This window comes from Pseudomonas sp. F8002, assembly GCF_013385495.1.
GTDB lineage: Bacteria > Pseudomonadota > Gammaproteobacteria > Pseudomonadales > Pseudomonadaceae > Aquipseudomonas.
In genome coordinates this window covers 131,862-149,650 of sequence record NZ_JACAPW010000004.1, presented here as the reverse complement: position 1 = coordinate 149,650, position 17,789 = coordinate 131,862, and the positions used below count along the sequence as shown (strand labels likewise).

13 protein-coding genes are annotated in these 17,789 nt (G+C 59.1%); 5 read left to right on the top strand and 8 right to left on the bottom strand.

Features of this window, described 5'->3' with window-relative positions; all coding sequences use genetic code 11:
- Nucleotides 1-24 precede the first annotated feature (24 nt).
- Both HX811_RS06910 and HX811_RS06905 read right to left on the bottom strand, forming a co-directional pair.
- Nucleotides 25-618: a transposase gene (locus HX811_RS06910; RefSeq protein WP_087694077.1), complete on the bottom strand. Its 594-nt coding sequence runs from the start codon at nucleotides 616-618 to the stop codon at nucleotides 25-27.
- A gap of 519 nt (nucleotides 619-1,137) precedes the next feature.
- Entirely contained in the window at nucleotides 1,138-1,602 is a 465-nt protein-coding gene (locus HX811_RS06905) for an Lrp/AsnC family transcriptional regulator (protein ID WP_032899475.1), read from the bottom strand.
- A 159-nt stretch (nucleotides 1,603-1,761) separates the two neighbouring features.
- On the opposite strand from HX811_RS06905, the gene HX811_RS06900 reads away from it, so the two are divergent.
- The 4 genes from HX811_RS06900 to dkgB all read left to right on the top strand — a co-directional run bounded on the left by HX811_RS06900 (nucleotide 1,762) and on the right by dkgB (nucleotide 8,094).
- Nucleotides 1,762-3,588, top strand: a complete 1,827-nt coding sequence (locus tag HX811_RS06900) for a tyrosinase family protein (RefSeq protein WP_177045320.1) — start codon at nucleotides 1,762-1,764, stop codon at nucleotides 3,586-3,588.
- Nucleotides 3,585-5,321, top strand: a complete 1,737-nt coding sequence (locus HX811_RS06895) for a hypothetical protein (protein WP_177045318.1) — start codon at nucleotides 3,585-3,587, stop codon at nucleotides 5,319-5,321. The genes HX811_RS06900 and HX811_RS06895 overlap by 4 nt, the downstream gene beginning before the upstream one ends.
- Before the next feature lie 65 nt (nucleotides 5,322-5,386).
- Nucleotides 5,387-6,997: a hypothetical protein gene (locus HX811_RS06890; RefSeq protein ID WP_177045316.1), complete on the top strand. Its 1,611-nt coding sequence runs from the start codon at nucleotides 5,387-5,389 to the stop codon at nucleotides 6,995-6,997.
- Between the two features lie 293 nt (nucleotides 6,998-7,290).
- Nucleotides 7,291-8,094: a 2,5-didehydrogluconate reductase DkgB gene (gene dkgB / locus HX811_RS06885; RefSeq protein ID WP_003211554.1), complete on the top strand. Its 804-nt coding sequence runs from the start codon at nucleotides 7,291-7,293 to the stop codon at nucleotides 8,092-8,094.
- On the opposite strand, the gene HX811_RS06880 is transcribed toward dkgB, so the two are convergent.
- The 6 genes from HX811_RS06880 to HX811_RS06855 form a co-directional block, all read right to left on the bottom strand.
- Nucleotides 8,091-8,522, bottom strand: a complete 432-nt coding sequence (locus HX811_RS06880) for a hypothetical protein (protein ID WP_003211555.1) — start codon at nucleotides 8,520-8,522, stop codon at nucleotides 8,091-8,093. The genes dkgB and HX811_RS06880 overlap by 4 nt on opposite strands.
- 135 nt (nucleotides 8,523-8,657) lie before the next feature.
- Complete coding sequence (locus HX811_RS06875; RefSeq protein WP_177045314.1) at nucleotides 8,658-12,293, bottom strand: transporter substrate-binding domain-containing protein; 3,636 nt, start codon at nucleotides 12,291-12,293, stop codon at nucleotides 8,658-8,660.
- A 1-nt stretch (nucleotide 12,294) separates the two neighbouring features.
- The gene (locus HX811_RS06870; RefSeq protein WP_003211560.1) at nucleotides 12,295-12,921 is read right to left on the bottom strand and encodes a response regulator transcription factor; all 627 of its coding nucleotides are present in this window, start codon (nucleotides 12,919-12,921) and stop codon (nucleotides 12,295-12,297) included.
- A gap of 293 nt (nucleotides 12,922-13,214) precedes the next feature.
- Complete coding sequence (locus HX811_RS06865) at nucleotides 13,215-13,931, bottom strand: MgtC/SapB family protein (protein ID WP_003211562.1); 717 nt, start codon at nucleotides 13,929-13,931, stop codon at nucleotides 13,215-13,217.
- A 581-nt stretch (nucleotides 13,932-14,512) separates the two neighbouring features.
- Complete coding sequence (locus tag HX811_RS06860; protein ID WP_134326880.1) at nucleotides 14,513-15,115, bottom strand: GNAT family N-acetyltransferase; 603 nt, start codon at nucleotides 15,113-15,115, stop codon at nucleotides 14,513-14,515.
- A gap of 12 nt (nucleotides 15,116-15,127) precedes the next feature.
- Nucleotides 15,128-15,469: an FKBP-type peptidyl-prolyl cis-trans isomerase gene (locus HX811_RS06855; RefSeq protein WP_003211564.1), complete on the bottom strand. Its 342-nt coding sequence runs from the start codon at nucleotides 15,467-15,469 to the stop codon at nucleotides 15,128-15,130.
- Between the two features lie 234 nt (nucleotides 15,470-15,703).
- On the opposite strand from HX811_RS06855, the gene HX811_RS06850 reads away from it, so the two are divergent.
- Entirely contained in the window at nucleotides 15,704-17,668 is a 1,965-nt protein-coding gene (locus HX811_RS06850; protein ID WP_177045312.1) for an FAD-dependent oxidoreductase, read from the top strand.
- Nucleotides 17,669-17,789 lie beyond the last annotated feature (121 nt).

Genomic DNA, 17,789 nt, shown 5'->3' with positions numbered 1-17,789 from the left:
CCGTTTGCCCGGCGTTTGGCCCGTTCAATTGCTGGATATCGAGGTGTTGCCATGCCGGGCGAGCCAGGTGTGCAGCAGGGCGAAGTTCAGGGAGAACTCCGGCATGTGCAGCAAGGCGCCACAGAACACTTCACCAATGATTTTCTGGATCAACTGCACCGCCTGCGGGTTGTTCAGGAACGTGGCGATGTCGCGTTGCAGGAGGTTGATGCCCCAGACTTTCTGGTTCAGGTCGAGGCCGACGAACCAGCGGAACAGCAGGTTGTAGTTGAGTTGTTCGTGCAGTTGCTGTTCGTTGGGGACTGAGTACAGGAGTTGCAGCAGCAGGATCTGCAAGACGGTCTGGGGGGCGATCTGGGTGCCGGGTTGGGCCTGGAGCAGGTCGCGGTGGAGGTCGAGGATGTCGTCGATCTGCGGGCGCAACAAGACCAGCGAATGGCCTGCGGGGATGTAGCTGGAGACTTCCTTGAGCGCGCCTTGCCAGTCGTCCTGGGAGACGATCCATACCCACGGTGCGCCATAGCGGTAGACCGAGACCGGTTTTTTGCGTGCGGCTTCGACGATCTTTGACAGGCGCTGGTCGAGCTCCTGCATGCCGACTTTCGAGTAACGTTCCATAGTTCCCATTCGCCCCACTCCTGGCATCCTGCTTGCGGCTCTGACGTCGCCTTTTTTGGCGGTGTTGAGCGCGTTACATAGCCAAGACGGGGGTCGCTGGGGACTACCGAACTTTTGTCATAAAAGCTTCTTTTTTGGGGCGGGGTGAGGCGGGCATATCCGTTGCTGCGGTCAGGGCTGGTATTGGTTCCGCTCTTACAGCGGCTCACTTTTGGAGCGTTGTGAAGCAAAATCAAAAGTTAAAGCGGGCACGGTTCAAATGTGGGAGCTGGCTTGCCTGCGATGGCATCGCCTCGGTGTATCTGAAAAACCGAGTTGTCTGCATCGCAGGCAAGCCAGCTCCCACAGAAAAGCAGAACCACGGAGTGCGGGCATGCCGAGCCTAGGCGAGGCACCGAGTGGTGGGGCAAAGACCTTTTGGTTACTTTTGGCTGGGCCGGCATTCCGGGCGTTTGCCAAAAGTGACCCGCTGTAAGAGCGGAACCATAAGCGGCCGTTACCGAAGAAACGGATATGTACTCAAACCAAAGACCCCGGCAACGGCAGTTCATAAGACTTCTTAACCGTCCGCACCACCAAAGTAGACGAATAAGTACGAATCGGAATATCCCGATAAATTTCTAAAAACCGATAGATATAATCAGTGTACTCAGTAGCATCCCGAAACTTCGCCACCATCACAAAATCAAACTCCCCGGTCAGCAGATAACAGTCCTGAATCTCCGGATGACTCGCCAGGATATGCTGCATCTTGCGGTCGATATCATTGCTGTCCCTATCAAGCTTGATCAGGAAGAACGCCGTAACCTGAATCCCAAGCTTGCGCTCATCCAGCACCGCCACCTTGGCCTTGATAATCCCGACACTCTCCAACCGCCTGATACGCCGGTAACAACTGGTTGAAGACAGCCCGACACTGTCACTCAACAACTCCAGACTCTGACTGCAATCCCTTTGCAATTTCCCCAGAATCTTCAAATCCATGGCATCTGTCATTTTTTCCATATCTTCCTTGAAAAAACTGCAATGAATCCACCGTAAACACCCACCAATTTGCACAAATCCTGCGCGGTGGCGCACTAACATCAATCCAGCTTAGCAGCCCAGCCAAATCAGGCACCGGGGCCGCATGAGAGGGATCTTATGATAGTCGCGAAACCGACATGGGCCACCGATATCCACGGCCTATTCAGCGCCCCCTACTGGATCCCCCAAGAGCAACGCGCCGCCGTCGCCGCCTCCTGGGTGGGCTGCATGAACGCCTACTTCGTATTCCTCGAAGACCCCGCCTCCGTCAAGACCTGGTCCGAAACCATCTACCAGCACCTGGCCTCCCGCAGCATGCCGCTGACCCTCGACCAGCAGCAGTTCTGGCCCATCGACGCGCTGGAAACCTTCAGGCTGTGGGTCAACCAGGGCTGGCGCCTCACTCTCGCCTCACCGTTCGACGAGGCAGAACGCATCCCCCCACCCGACCTGCCTCACCCGGTCAAACGCGTGCGCCAGGACATTCGCGCACTGACACAGGAACAACTGAACCTGTACCGCTCACGCCTCGATGACGTAATGCAGGTGGCCAACGCCGACAGCGGCTCCCCGTGGCAGCGTTACGCCTATATCCACACCAACTGGTGCCTGCATTACCAGGAAGCGTTTGCCCTGTGGCACCGGGCCTATCTGCTGTACCTGGAAGCGCTGATCGACTGCCCCATTCCCTACTGGGACTGGATGGCCGAAGACGCCAGTGTCGACGGCAGCCCCCAGGCCGGCTTGCCCCAGGCGTTTCTCGATGAAACCTACGTGCACCCGCACACCGGCGAGGTTCGCCCTAATCCGTTGCGCTACGCCGCTGCCAAGGACGGCTGTTCGAAGGTCTGTGAAAAGGCCGGGGTACCGGGTGTGGACTGCCGCTTCGTGCAACGCAACCCGCTGTTCTACACCCGGGGCGAGACGCAGCGCGTCGAACGCACCCAGTTGTACGGCATGAGCCGGATTTTCCAGCAACAGGTGGTCGATGCCCTGAAGTTCAACACCTTCAGCCAGCCCCAGGGAGTGCCAGGTTATCCCTGGGCGAACATCCCGGTGTTTGATCCCCCCCAGGAAGATGACCTGTACCCCAACCGCGCGCTGAATTTCGACGGGCTCTACGAGCAGCCCCACGACAACTATCACGGCTGGATCGGCGGCGACATGGCCGACAACGCCTACACCGCGTTCGACCCGGTGTTCAGCTCCTACCACGCCAATATCGACCGGATGCTGGAGGTCTGGATCCGCGCCCACCCGGCAGCGCAGTACACCACCCAGTGCCTGCTCCAGCCGTTTGCCGGCAGCGAGGCCGACGATGTCACCTTCACCAGTGCCGACGCCTGGCGCTACACCACCCTGGGGGACATGGCCCAGGACAGTCGGCATATCGGCTATGACTACGGTGTGCCCGTCGCACCGCCCTTTGGCACCCGCCGCCCGGCCGCAAAAGCCTGCTGCCAGCAAAGTTCGACGCCGATGCAAGCGCAGGAACAAACCGCAAGCCTGGGCCCGTGGGTGGTGTTCGACCATGTGCGCTGCACCCACGACACCTACCTGATCGACGTATTCCTCAACCAGCCCGACGCCACGCCGCAGCAGGTGAGCGCCGACAATCCGCACTATGTCGGGCGCTTCAGTCGCATCGGCATGGGCCTGGTGGATGACAAGGGCCGCTGCATCACCCATGGCGTGTCACGCGCGCTGAATGCCGCGCGCACTGCTGCCGCATTGAACCTTCGCCCCACTGACACCACGCAGTTATCCGTGGTGGTGACCCATCTCGATAGTGCCCGGGTGTTGACGCCGCAAGAGTACGCGCCGCTGCCTGGCTTTATCGCCCAACTGGTGTGGGACGACCCGCGCCAAACCGTCGCCGGCCCTGCTCCCAGTGCCGGTTGCTGCTCCGTTTCCACCACAACAACACCTGGAGAATCGACATGAGCACACCCTTCAAACAATTCACCTCTCCCGCCGGGCAAGCTCCCAAGGACTACAACAAGCTGGGCCTGGAAAACCAGTTGCCGCAGTTTGAAACCGACTGGAACAACGACCTCACCGGCTGGACCCAGTCCGCGATCATCGGCAACCCGTGGTCGGGCCTCAATGACGCGCCGCGCTCGGGCTATTACAACCCACTGGTGGAAGGCTACGGCCCCACCACGCCGCCGGCGATTACCTGGGCGCCCTTCCCCAATCGGCTGTGGACGTTTTTCTACAACAACGGCACAGCGGTGATTCCACAGTTGGGCGGCAAGGCCATGTCCATGCAACAGGTGATGGAGCTGACCGACAACGGCCAGATTACGATCAATAATACCCTGTACATGCTCTACGACCCGAACAAGCAAGGCACCCTGCTGCAACTCCCCGTCACTCGCTGCCCGAGCATCGACTGGCAAGGCAAGTACAAGGATTTCTCGCCTTCGGGCCCCCGTGGCTGGCTTGACGAATATTGCGAGTGGTCCATCGTGCGCGATGCCGACGGCAACATGCGCAAGATCACCTTCACTTGCGAAAACCCGGCGTATTTCCTGGCCATGTGGCGCATCGATCCGACTGCTGTACTGGGGCTGTATCGCGACTACATCGACCCGCAGGTGCAACTCGAAGACCTGTACCTGCGCTACACCGCCGACTGCCCGACCGGTAAGGCCGGCGACCCGGTCATCGACCCCACCACCGGTCAACCGGCCTACGACACCGTCAACAAATGGAACGCCGGCACCGCCTGTGTGCCAGGCCAATACGGCGGTGCGATGCACCTGACCTCCGGCCCCAACACCCTGAGCGCCGAGGTGTACCTGGCTGCCGCGGCGACCATCCTGCGGCCATTGAGCAGCAGCCAGAATTCCCAGGCGTTGATCTGCTGCGCGCAATACGGGCAGAACTACCGCAACTCCGATCCGCATATCGGTTTCTCGGCCAACAGCGTGGCAGTGAATAACCGGCTCTCCCTGACCAACCCCATCGGCCTGTACCTGCAACAACCCACCGACTTCTCGGCGTGGAAAGGCCCCCAGGGCCAGGACGTCAGCCAGTACTGGAAAATCACCCGTGGCACCGCCAAGTCCGCCGCCAACGGCTCCGACCAGATTCTGCAAGCGGTGTTTGAAGTGCCGGTCAGCGCCGGGTTTTCGATCAACGACATCACCATCAGCGGCCAGCCGATCGACTACGTGTGGGTGATTGCCCAGCAGTTGCTGGTGGGCCTGAGTGTGACAACCACGCCCATCAGCCCGACGCCGGATTCCTGCCCGTGCGTGACGGACCGGGTCAACGGCGTGCAACCCTGGCCGGTACAGCTGCTGCCGCTGGACCTGTTCTACGGGCAGTCACCCACCGACCTGCCGGCCTGGCTGGCACCCGGCACCAGCGGGCAGTTTGCCCTGGTGGTGCAAGGCGCCGACCTCAAGACCACCGCCGAGACGGCGCGGGTGCAATTCTCCAATCCTGGGGTGACGGCGCAGGTCACAAAGTTCCTGCCCGACGCCTCGGCCATCCCCGGGCAAACCAACTCCGGTGGCACCCAGGGCTACCTGCTGACCATCACCGTAAGCCCCACTGCCGCACCGGGGCTGGTGACAGTGCGCGCCCTCAACCCGGGCGAAGCCGATAACCCCAGCGCGACGGAACACCCATGGGAATCCGGATTGGCGCTGGTGCCTGGCGCCTGACTGATACAGCCCATCAGCCGCACCCACCCAGGGTGCGGCTTTACCTGCTTGCAAGGAGCGCGATGATGTCTAGGTTACGCTTGAGTGTTTTATCGCTGCTGACCAGTGTGGTGCTGAGCCTGTTCGCCCTGCAGGCCGCCTACGCATCCCCCACTTCCGACGCCGACGCTTGCGTGCAGCAACAGTTGGTGTTCAACCCGAAAAGCGGCGGCTTCCTGCCGATCAACAACTTCAACGCCACCGGCCAGAGCTTCATGAATTGCTTTGGCTGGCAGTTGTTCATTGCCCTGAACTGGCCGGTGAATCCCGGTTGGCCAGCCACGCCTGCCCTCGCGGGTGAGCCGGACATGAACAGTACCCTGGCGCAATTCGGCGTACCGACTGCCTCCGGCCAGCCGATGAGCGTGGCGCCGGTATGGGCCAGCTACAAGGATGCCAACGATATCTTCCTGCCCGGCGCGCCCGCGCCCACCGGCTGGGGCGTGCAAACCCTGGTGCCGTCCAATTGCAGCACCCAGGGCAGCCTCAGGGCGATGTCGGTGGGGGCGCGCAAGTTCATGACCGCCACCTCCGAAAGCGCGATCAACGCGCGGCATGGGTTTCACCTGTCCAGCGGCACCCTGGCCTCGATTCCGGACCCGATCATGGAGGCCTCCGGCGGCTGGCTGACGGACCAGTCGCAGAACCTGGTGTTTTTTGAACGCAAGGTGGGCAAGGCCGAGTTCGACTACATCGTCAGCAAAGGGCTGTACGACGCGGCCAACCAGCTGAAAGTCGCGCAGAACCTCGACAACCAGAACCCCGGCGGGCTGTCCTTGCCCATCGGTGAACCCATGCGCTCGCTGCCGCCCAACCCGGTGCCGCAGGAGCAACTGGGAGCTCTGGAGGTCAAGGCAGCATGGCGAATCCTCACCGGCAAACCCGAGCTCTACGGACGTTACCTGACCACGGTCGCCTGGCTCAAAAACCCGGCCACCTTGCAGTGCACCCAGCAGGTGGTGGGCCTGGTGGGCCTGCATATCATCAACAAGACCCAGGCCTCGCCCAACTTCATCTGGACCACCTTCGAGCAAGTGGACAACGTGCCGGAACCCGACCAGGTGCCGCCACAACAAACGCCGCCCGACAGCTTTGCCTTCAACAACCCGAACTGCGGCACCGGCCCCGAATGCACGCCGAACGTGGCGCGTATCCAGTGCAAGCAGCAGCATCCGGACCGCGACTGCACCGAGCCGTTTCCACGGGACCAACCCGTGCAGACCACCCGGGAACATCCGCTGCCCACTGAACTGCAGGCGCTTAACGGCGCGGTGCAGGCCAATTTTGCCCAACAGAGCCAAGGCAAATCGGTGTTCCAGTACTACAAACTGATCAACGTACTCTGGACCCTCACCCCCAACCCGCCCACCCAGCCGGAACCGGGTGTCAGTGCGCAAGTGCCGCTGTCCTACGGGCCATTTATCAGCCAGGGCAACGTACCGGTGGCCAACACCACCCTGGAGACCTACGTCCAGGGCGACAACTGCAATGCCTGTCATCAGTACGCGACCATCGCCGGCAGCTCGACCCTGGCCTCGGACTTTTCGTTCCTGTTCAACAGTGCCGATTCGGCCAGCAAGAAAAGCCTGGTCAAGCGCGTAAAAGCCTTCCAGACCCTCAAGGACGGTTCACCCTGAACTCGACTGTTCAGACCGCTGCTCAAGGTTTCTCGGTGCTGTAAGGCCTTGAGCATTTGGTCCTTGCGCTAGCTCCTGCTGGTAAAAAGAGGCGCCCCTTATCAAGTAACGCCCGAAATGTCCGACAGCCCCCCGCATCTACCCGGTAAGACCGCTCTCGAGGGATATCGTGTGGCCACCCGCCGGCCACTCATGACTTTTGGTAAAGAGTCCTTTTCGGATTCAGCGGTTTTTCCGAAGGAACGAGAGGCCGATACTCGACTCCATTGTTCACACCACTTCAGGAGTCACTCATGTCCATTCCCGCATTCGGCCTCGGCACGTTCCGCCTGCAAGGCCAGGTCGTCATCGACTCCGTCAGCACCGGCCTGGAGCTGGGCTATCGCGTCATCGACACCGCACAAATCTACGAAAACGAAGCCGACGTCGGCCAGGCCATCGCCGACAGCGGCATCCCACGGGACGAACTGTTCATCACCAGCAAGATCTGGATCGCCAACTTCGCCGAAGGCCAGCTGATTCCCAGCCTCAAGGAAAGCCTGCGCAAACTCCAGACCGACTACCTGGACCTGACCCTGATCCACTGGCCATCGCCGGAAGACCAGGTACCGGTCGCCGAGTTCATGGGCCAGTTGCTGGAAGCCAAGCGCCAGGGCCTGACCCGCCAGATCGGTATTTCCAACTTCACCGTCGACCTGATGAAGCAGGCAATTGCCGCCGTCGGTGCCGAGCACATCGCGACCAACCAGGTGGAACTGCACCCGTACCTGCAAAACCGCACCGTGGCGGAGTTTGCCAAGGCCCATGGCATCCAGATCACTTCCTACATGACCCTGGCCTACGGCGAAGTGCTGAAGGACCCGGTGATCCAGCAGATCGCCGAACGTCATCAGGCAACCCCGGCGCAAGTGACCCTGGCGTGGGCCATGCAACTGGGCTACGCGGTGATCCCGTCGTCGACCAAGCGCGCCAACCTGGCCAGCAACCTCAAGGCTCTGGACCTGACCCTGAGTGACGCTGACATGGCGCAGATCGCCGCCCTGGAGCGTGGCCATCGGCTGACCAGCCCCAAAGGCATCGCGCCGAACTGGGACTAAGCCGCAGGGCTGCCGGACAACTCCCGCAGCCACGGCAACACCCGCAACCCGTCGGTGGCTGACGGCGGGTCGATGATGTCCATGAAGTGTTCAAGGTTGATGCTGTCCGGGGTACCCGGCAGGCGCACCAGCAGGGTTGGTGCGGCGGCCGGCGTGCCCAGTTCGCGGATATCGTAGACCAGCACATGGCGAATCTGCGGGTGCTGTTCCTGGAAGGCCAGCACCCCGCCGTCGCTGTCTGCCAGCCCGGCGTTGATGATCAGAACATCGAACGGCCTGGCCGGAATCGCCGTGAGGATCCGCACTTCTTCGAAGGTCTGCACCGGAACGATGCGGTAGTAGCCCAGTTGGTTGAGCATTTTTTCGATGTACAGTCGTTGCAGATGCTGTTCATCGGCGATCAGGAGGGTCAGTGCTTTGTTTGGCATGGCGAACACCTGAGCAAGAAGCGCTCGTGAAGGACTGGACGCACTATTTTCCAGACATATTCCGAAGACTAAATAAGGCATGTTCCACCTTCACGTAGGAGTTGTCCCAAACAGCTCAATGCCCCTCCGCACCGGTCAAGTCTGATTGCAATACCCCGACAGCGCGTGGTGCAGGTGCGCGAGCGCTTCATCCATGCCATCGACGGCACTGGCCAATTCGTCGCGGGCCTGACGTTCACAAACGCTTTCCAATACCTCGCAGCAAACCATCAGTGCATGGGCCTTGACCATCTTTGCCCCGCCCTTGGTGCGATGGGCCAGGTCATGCAGGCCGGCAAAGTCTGCCTTGCGTTGCAGGTTCACCAGCTGCCCATGGTCTGCCTCGAGGCTGTCGAGCAAGGGCGCCAGCAGCTCCTTCACCGCGTCGATATCCCCGCCGGTCAGTTTCTCAAGGTGGCTCAAGTCAAAGTCTGCCGCCAGTTCATCCGTGGTGCCGGGCGCCACCGAAGGTGTGGCCGTGCGCCGCGCCAGGGCCGCATGCAAATCCTCAAGCCCGGTGGGTTTGAACAGGCAGCCATCCATGCCCGCCTGCCGGCAGCGCTCGGCTTCCTCGGGCTGGGCGTTGGCGGTAAACCCCAGCAACAGGCACGGCGCCAGGCCACGCTCACCCTCAAGGGTGCGGATATCCCGCGCCAACTCATAACCGTCCTTGAACGGCATATTGCAGTCGGTAATCACCCCGTCAAAATGCCCGGACAGCCACAACTCAAGCCCCTCGACACCATCTTCGGCGGTGGTGATCCGGTGCCCCAGGAAGCTCAATTGCCGGGCCAGCAGCAGCCGGTTGGCCGGGTAGTCATCCACCACCAGAATGTTCAGCGCGTGGGCCGGCGGTGTTTCCAGGGCAATCGGTACGGGCGGCATCAGCGTGGTGTCGGCGACTGCCAGCTCCAGGGTGACATCCACCCGAGTGCCCTGCCCCAGCAGGCTGCTCAATTGCAATTGCCCCCCCATCATCTCGCACAGGTTGCGGCTGATGACCAGGCCCAGGCCCGAACCGCTGCGCGCCGATTGCGCAGTGTTGCTGCCCTGGATAAACGGGTTGAACAGGCGCTTCTGGTCTTCGACACTGATGCCGATGCCGGTGTCTTCCACCCACAGCCTGAGGTTCAAGTAGCCGCTGGCAATCGCCGACGAGCCGGACGCGCCAAGCCGCACCCGGCCGTGAGGGGTGAACTTGATCGCGTTGCTCAAAAGGTTCGACACCACTTGCTTGAAGCGCATCGGGTCCACCAGCACGTACCGATCAATCAGCGGGTCGAGCTCCACCTGCAGTACCAGGCCCCTGGCCCGCGCCAGCCCCTCGAAAACCCGCGCCACCGACGCCAGCAACTCGTGCAGGTTCGAAGGCTCGAGGGTCAGGGACAGGTGGCCCGATTCTATACGCGCGATATCGAGGATATCGCCGATCAATTCCAGCATACCCTTTGACGCATCGGCGGCCACCTCCAGCGCATCGCGGTCGGCCCGGTTCTGCTCGGCGGCTTTCAGGGCCAGTTCGATCATGCCGATCACGGCGTTCATGGGCGTGCGGATTTCATGGCTCATGGTCGCGAGAAACGTGGTCTTGGCGCGGTTGGCCGCGTCGGCATCCTCCTTGGCCTCCTGCAACTGGCCGAGCAGTTGCTGCCTTTCGCTGACATCCACCCAGCCGGCGATCATGCCCACCACCTGCTCATTACCGTCGCGGTACGGCAGCATCCAGTGGTAGATGGTCAGGACCGCACCGCCCGGCACCTTGAGCACGCGGTCCTGGATCTGTGGCTCGCCCCGCTCCATCAAGCGCAGGTAATCCTGATGAAAAGACTCGGCCTGGGGGCGATTGCCGGTGTCGGTCTCGACCACGGTTTTACCGGTCACGTCCTCCAGCTTGAAACCGAACACATCAAGGTAAGCGCTATTGCACGCCATCAGCCGGCCCAGGCGATCACGCACATAAATCGGATGGGGTGTGCCGTCGATCAGCACGCCCATAAAGCGCATCTGATCACTCAGCGCCCGTTCGGCCTCGACGCGCTTGCGTATCAGCTGACGCAGATAAATCGCCCAGCCGAGGGTGATCAGCAACAGCAGCGCCGCCAGGCTGAAACCTTGAATAATCGCATTGCGGTGCCGCGCCCAGTAGCTGTCTTCAACCAATACCTCGCTACGCCAGTGGCCAGCCAATTCGTCCATTTCCTGGGGCGTAATACTCAGCAGCGCCTTGTCGAGGATCGAATACAACTCCAGTTGGCTGCGGTTGACGCCAAAGGCTATACGGGCCGGCTCGGACCCGACCGTGCTGGTGATCCGCAACCGGTCACGGTACTCGCGGGCAATCATGTAGCGGGCGCTGATCAAGGTATTGACGGCGGCATCGGCACCGCCATCGGCCACCAGCTCCATGCCGTGCTCGGGGTTCTCGACGTCCACGAACTTGATGCTCGGATAGTCCTGGGCGATGCCCTCCTGCAGGCTATTGCTGCCAATCAGCGCCAGGCGCTTGCCGGCCATGTCTTCCAGGGTAAGGGGGCTGCCGTCATCAATGCGACTGACCAACACAAACGGATTGGTCAGGTAAGGCCGGGTAATGCGTACCTTGTCCGTGCGCTCGACGCTGGGGGTGACCACCGCGATCATGTCTGCACCACCGGTGTTGACCCTGTCGATTTGCCGGAGCATCGAGGTGCCGGGAATGAAGTCAAACTTCAATCCCGTGCGCAAGCTGATGCGGGCCAGCACCTCGGCGCTCAACCCTTCGAACGCGCCCTGCTTGTCGATAAATGAAACCGGCAGGAACTTGTCGAGTACCGCGACCTTGATCCTCGGGTTCTTGTCCAGCCAACGCTGTTCACTGGCACTCAAGCGCAACCGGTCCGGCCCCAGGAACCCAAGGTTGCCGGCACTCCAGCGCCGCAGGATTTCCATCTGCTCGCTGACCGGGATCACCGCCAGTGCCGCGTTGATGATCGGCAGCAAGCGCGCGTTGTCCCGGGAAAATGCAAACGCGAAGGGATTGACCTCAAGTGACGAGAAGTCGGCCATGCGGACGTTGTTCAGGTGGTTCCTGTTGATCAGGTAGTTGGTGCTGATTGCATCGCCGAGGTAAACATCTGCATGGCCGAACGCAACCGCGCCGATGGCCTCGAAGGTTGAAGGGAACAGCTGGATCCGGGCATTGGGGTAAAACGCCTGCACCGCGTCAGGCTGCATGTAGTGATAAAACATCGCCACACGTTTATCGGCCAGGTCGCTGCTCAGGCCCTGGCTGTCACCCGTGCGGGTGACCAGGGTCGGTTGATCCATGGCATAGGAGCGCGAGAGTACCAGCTGCGGGTCTGCCGCCTCGTAGCCGTTGGCAGATCCCACAAAATCCACCTCGCCACGCTTGAGCGCGGTGATGACTTCATCGCGATTGTCGTAGCGGCGCACTTCTATCGTGATGTTCAGCGCATCGGCGATCAGCGACGCGTAATCCGCCGTAATCCCCTCGAGTTCATCGCTGGTGCTCAACTCGAATGGTGCGTAGTCGGGCCCAGAGATCCCCATCAACAACCGGCGCCGTTCGCGCAGCCAGCTCCACTGCGTTTCATGCAGCCGTACGGCGGGCGTTTCAATGACGGAATGCCCCAACAGATACAGGTTGCGCGGCTCGCCAAGCGCCAGGCCTTGTGTGCAGAGCGCGCCCAGCAGCACACTTGCGCTGAGCCACAAGACCCGAAAGTTGATCATTTCAGATCAGATGATTGCGCTGGGCGAACTTGGACAAATGCACCACCGACGACATCCGCAGCTTCTCCTTCAGTCGGGTTTTATAAGTGCTGATGGTCTTGTGGCTGAGCAACATGTCCTCGGCAATTTCCTTGTTACCCAACCCCAGCGCCAGCTTCTGCAGTACGGTCAGCTCGCGGTCGGAAAGCTCTGCCACCAGGTCCTGCTCGGTGGATTGCAAATCGTCGCGGCGCACCGAGCTGGTGGGCAGGCTCGGAAAGCAGCTGTAGTTGGACATCACGGCCTTGATCGCTTTTTGCAGCTCATCCAGCTCGCCGGTCTTGGCGACAAACCCCATCGCGCCGGCACGCATGCAGCGGGTGGAAAAAAACACCGCCAGGTAGGACGTCAGCACCAGGATCTTGCACGGCAGGCCCAGCGCCTTGATCCGGCTGATCACCTCCAGGCCACCCAGCTTCGGCATCGCCAGGTCGAGGATGATCAGTTCGGGGCGTTCCTCCCGGGCAATCTGCATGGCATCGGCGCCGTTGCCGGCCTCGAAGATCGTGTCGAAGCCTTCCTGCTTCAGCAGATAGCGGACGGTTGCGCGGATAAATGGATGGTCATCCACGATTAAAGCTTTGCTCATAAGGCTCCCCTGGGAGGATTCAGTACCGTTACACATCACACGGGACCTATCTACCTGTGAGAAATGACAGTTCCGACGAACGGAACTGAACAGTCCTACAAGCAGCAGTCGGGTCCCTCCATTTGAACAGCGCATAACCCTAGGTAGGCGGCACCTGCGTGCCTGGCTAGTCGCAAGCGCGCAACCTTACCAATGGAACGGCGTAACAACTGAAGGGATAGTCCCAGCTGAATGTAGGACTTTTCCTCACCACAAGCATAGTAAAGAGCCGGCCCCGGGGGCGCGAAGGCGGCCTAGTCGGTGGTACTCGGACTCCAGAACGCTTGCACCACGAGGGCTGAAGTGGAAATACGCGCCACCAGCGCATCCAGTTCATCACCGTCTACCGAGGTCACGGCCAGCGTCGCCTCGATTTCCACCTCTTCAGGACCAAAGGGACGTACGTCCACATCACTGGCCGGGTAGTTGCAGCGAGCGAGTTCGGCTTCGAGCAAGGCCAATACCGCCTTCTGCTGGGTACGCCGGGCTACCACATACAAAATGTTGGTCACCTCGGCCGACACCACGTCCAGTGGCTGGCGGTTGATGTTATTGACGATCGGGCGCAGCAGCGTGTTGGCCGCCAGCACAAACAGCGTACCGAGCAGCGCTTCGAGGATCAGGTCGGCACCGGCACAGGCACCCACCGCCGCCGACGCCCAGAGCGTGGCCGCAGTATTCAGGCCGCGCACGTTGCCTTCTTCACGCATGATCACACCGGCACCGAGAAAACCGATGCCCGAGACCACATAGGCCACGACCCGCACCGCCCCTTCGGCGCCGCCCAGGCGGTTGGCCATGTCGACGAAAATCGCCGCTCCCACCGCCACCAGCACGTTGGTGCGCAGCCCCGCCGTGCGCTGGCGGTACTGACGCTCAAACCCGATCAGGCCACCGAGAATGAAGGCCGCGGTGAGGCTGACCAGCGTGTCGATCAGCGAGTTGAGGTTGATGTTGTTGATTGCTTGCATAGGCGTCTTCCCTATTCATGACCAGCCAAACTTACGCGAGGAAACCTTCGGCCAGGTACGACCATCCTGGGCCGTGATTGAGTCACGGGCACGACAGGACAGGCCCGCCCGTCGCAAACGACAGGCGCGTCCGCAGTACCGCGATGCAAGGCATCACGTACTGTTAAGCGTCGATGAGAGGGAATTCGGAATCGGGCCAGGACTGGCCGCCATCGAAATGCCGCTTCTCGCTTCTGGGCGAGACAACGGCATCGGAAAAATGCGCGTTATCTTGCCAAGTATGTGCCGGTTATCGAGACCGGCCGACGACTGTCACTCGAACAAGTACCCACTGAGGGTCTCCGCTATTGATGAAAACGCGCGAAGCTTACGCTCCGAATTAATGAGAGTAAACCGTAGGAAAATTTACCCGATGGGTTTGGGCAGGTTCTTCAGGGAGGGTTCAGGTACGCACCACTGCGCAGCTCTCCCCCCCGTAGCAGCTGTCGAGCCCAAGCGAGGCTGCGTCGGCCACACTGCGATCATCAAGCCAGACACTCCACCGAGTCGCCGAACGCAGCCTCTCCCAGGCTCGACAGCTGCTACGCAGAAGACGGTCGATCACGCTCCACCAGCGCCAAATACTCATTGATCGCCCCACCCGCCAACGCCTTCACCTGAATGGAAACCCGATTCACCTGCCGCCCCATCTCGATGCCATCCCGAGTCCGCACCTGAACATACCCAAGCCGGGGCCAGAACCGCTCAGCCTTGACGTTCCCCACCACCACCGTCAACCGCAACCAGCGTGCGCCCAGGCTCACTACCCAATCCTGGAAATCGGCATGCAACTGCCGCGCAAAACCGCTGCCATGCAACGGCGTGGCCACCAACAGCAACCCGATATGCCAAACCCCGACCGCCAACAGATCTGACGCCACATTCACCACCGCAACCAACTGCCCTTCGGCATTGCGGTAGCCAATCCAATACATCCGCGTGTAGCTCCAGGTGTCGGGCAGTTCAAGAGTCAACTCATCCCGAGCCTCCGTGGGTGTGGCTGGCTCACCGTTGACCGCGAGAAAATATTCCGGGGCTGCTTCGAAAAAGCGCTGCAACTCGGCTTCATCCTCAAGGGTCAGCTCAACCACCCGAATGCCCGCTATCGAACTGCGCGGCAACTCCCCTGCTTCAACAACATCCATGTTCACCGCCCCTCAATCATCCCGCGTCAGTACTTCCAGCAACTCAATCTCAAACCGCAAATTACTGTTGGGCGTGATATGCGCCCCCATCGAGCGCTCGCCGTAGGCCAGGTGCGCCGGCACAAACAACGTGCGAATGCCGCCAACTTTCATGCCCATCAGCCCCTGGTCCCAGCCCTTGATGACGCGACCGGTGCCGATCACGCACTGAAACGGCTTGCCGCGTTCCCATGAGGAGTCGAACACCGTGCCGTCTTCCAGAGTACCGGTGTATTGCGTGGTGATCAGGGCGCCTTTGACCACGGTTTTGCCGTCGCCGAGGCGGATGTCGGTGATTTCCAGTTCGGTGCTCATTTTTTCTCGTTTTGTGTAATGCGCGGATCGCGCCAAATGGGCGTTTTCCCAGAGTCAAACGCATTTGGCAAGCCCACATACCTCGTTTTCTCCAATAGCCTGCCAGTTCGAATGCACCAACCTACAAAAAATCACGAAAACGTACGTAAAAAAAATACAAACCACCTATTTATCTTCCTCGACACAACGAGCAGCCTAACTATCCAGGAACATAGAACATCAAGGATGACTTGTATGACCATAGGATCAGACTTCAATTACCCGGCTGATATTGCTGCCCGCGCTTCCAGAGAAAAGAGATCTACCAGAAATAAATGGCGGGGCCGTTTTCCTGGCCCACCAGACTTATGCTTCGATTATCGAGCCTTAGTGGAGCAAAAAGGCGGAATTGCAAAGGCGCCTCATTTGGACCACAAAATATGTATCATCGGGGCAGGCATCACAGGCCTTACTGCAGCAAGAGAACTGTATCGCTGCGGCTTTAAAGACATATCCCTGATCGAGAAATCCAACAGAATCGGAGGCAGACACCTTACCGTTCTTGGTGGACAGCGCTCCAACAATACAGGACGACCGCCCTTTGAAATGGGCGCGATGCGTATGCCCTTTTTTAATCGATCTGATGAAAACCCCACTGAAGGCCGATCCATGATGGCCTATTACACCAAAGCGTTTGATCTTGTTCATTCAAACTTCCCAAATCCGGGAAGCCCGTGGGTCACATCGACCGGGATCTACTTACGCGAAGGGAGTATAGATAATAGTAGTCAGCCCACCATGCTGATCTGGAAAAACAAAGATGGTATAACGCCTCCACCTGGCGAGACCCTGAGTGCAGTGTCTGCAAAATGGCGAAACTTTGCGAACCGTATGACTCAGAAAGTTGCGGAATTATACGGAAGCGAGCAATGGGAATTATTTTGGACCAGGGTAGTTGAAAAGTACGAAAGCATCTCGTTTAGGGATTTAGTGAAAATGCCGGTTATTGAGTCTTGGCACAAGGAACGCCCCGGTGACTTCGGTGGCATGGGCATGACGACGCAAGAGTCGGCTGTGTTCTATGCAATTGGAATAGGCGATGGCAGTTGGGGAGCATTTTATGACATTTGCTCGCTTTATCCCCTGCGGACTGCGATTTTTGGTTTCAGCAGTCACCTCCAGCTAATTCATGGCCGGGTCAAACTGGATGGCGAGGCAGTCGACTCGCCGCACCTGAGAAGTCCGGCCGTTTTTGACTCTCGGGGACTAGAGTTTAATAAGCCCAGCTACAAAGGTCTCGGGGCCTTGGCAGAATGTCTGCTCTTTATGAGTACTCCTGAAATAAGCGACTCCGTGTATGACCTCAGCCTCAAGAAGACGGATGGATTACTGACTGACTCTCCAGTAAAAAAACTGGAAAAGCTGAGAAATGGGAAAACGCGCGTTTATTATCATTGGAATGCTAGTAACCCCAAAAAAACTGAAGTCTGCCATGCCGACTTCGACTCGGTCATCATCACGCTCCCCTCCTGGATAATCGAAACACAAATACTGCTTGAGGGTTTCGATGAAGAGATGCTCCCTTACGACACGATAAATGCCTATAAAACTGCTCACTGGGAAACCAGCTGCAAAGTGTACGCCCCGTTAAAAAAAACCTTCCTGTCCAAAAACACGAAGATCCCGCAAGCCATCGTTACCGACAGTTTCATACATGATGTATATACCTATCGCTACAACGAGCATCACACCTACGACTGCATACTCTTGAGCTACACCTGGGAAGATGACGCAACAAAATTATCTTCACTAAGTGACAAAGAGTTAATAACCAAGTGCATAGAAGAGCTGGATAGAATCCTGGTTAAATCCACTAACATCCAAGAAAAAATCTCTCCATACATCGGCCACGAGCAGGCCATCGTGCAACGCTGGATGAATGACCAAAACTCATTGGGATGCGCAAAACTGTACAGACCAGGGACCTACTATGAGGCTGTCAGCTTAATGAAATACAATAAGGACTACTCATTCAAGTCTGGACTTTACCTCTGCGGCGAATCTTTTTCAGTAGATGCCGGATGGACAGAGCCTTGTTTCAGGGGCGCAATAGATACCGTCATAAATATCTGCAATAGAACTGGCGCCCTCTTCAATGGAGGATTCTCAATGCAAGACTATCCAGAATACAAAACAGAGTATTCACCCCCAGCAAAATAAACACACCATGCAAAAGCCTTGGCAGAAGCAAACTACATTGCTATCGGACGCGTCCGACTTTCATTTAAACATCAGGTCGCCTCTTATAAACATCCAGCCACTTCTGGCTGAATAAAAATAA

Bases quoted from the DNA above. Each gene is read 5' to 3' on its own strand.
- HX811_RS06910 (WP_087694077.1), bottom strand. From the start codon at position 618: ATGGAACGTTACTCGAAAGTCGGCATGCAGGAGCTCGACCAGCGCCTG.
- HX811_RS06905 (WP_032899475.1), bottom strand. From the start codon at position 1,602: ATGGATTTGAAGATTCTGGGGAAATTGCAAAGGGATTGCAGTCAGAGT.
- HX811_RS06900 (WP_177045320.1), top strand. From the start codon at position 1,762: ATGATAGTCGCGAAACCGACATGGGCCACCGATATCCACGGCCTATTC.
- HX811_RS06895 (WP_177045318.1), top strand. From the start codon at position 3,585: ATGAGCACACCCTTCAAACAATTCACCTCTCCCGCCGGGCAAGCTCCC.
- HX811_RS06890 (WP_177045316.1), top strand. From the start codon at position 5,387: ATGTCTAGGTTACGCTTGAGTGTTTTATCGCTGCTGACCAGTGTGGTG.
- dkgB (WP_003211554.1), top strand. From the start codon at position 7,291: ATGTCCATTCCCGCATTCGGCCTCGGCACGTTCCGCCTGCAAGGCCAG.
- HX811_RS06880 (WP_003211555.1), bottom strand. From the start codon at position 8,522: ATGCCAAACAAAGCACTGACCCTCCTGATCGCCGATGAACAGCATCTG.
- HX811_RS06875 (WP_177045314.1), bottom strand. From the start codon at position 12,293: ATGATCAACTTTCGGGTCTTGTGGCTCAGCGCAAGTGTGCTGCTGGGC.
- HX811_RS06870 (WP_003211560.1), bottom strand. From the start codon at position 12,921: ATGAGCAAAGCTTTAATCGTGGATGACCATCCATTTATCCGCGCAACC.
- HX811_RS06865 (WP_003211562.1), bottom strand. From the start codon at position 13,931: ATGCAAGCAATCAACAACATCAACCTCAACTCGCTGATCGACACGCTG.
- HX811_RS06860 (WP_134326880.1), bottom strand. From the start codon at position 15,115: ATGGATGTTGTTGAAGCAGGGGAGTTGCCGCGCAGTTCGATAGCGGGC.
- HX811_RS06855 (WP_003211564.1), bottom strand. From the start codon at position 15,469: ATGAGCACCGAACTGGAAATCACCGACATCCGCCTCGGCGACGGCAAA.
- HX811_RS06850 (WP_177045312.1), top strand. From the start codon at position 15,704: ATGACCATAGGATCAGACTTCAATTACCCGGCTGATATTGCTGCCCGC.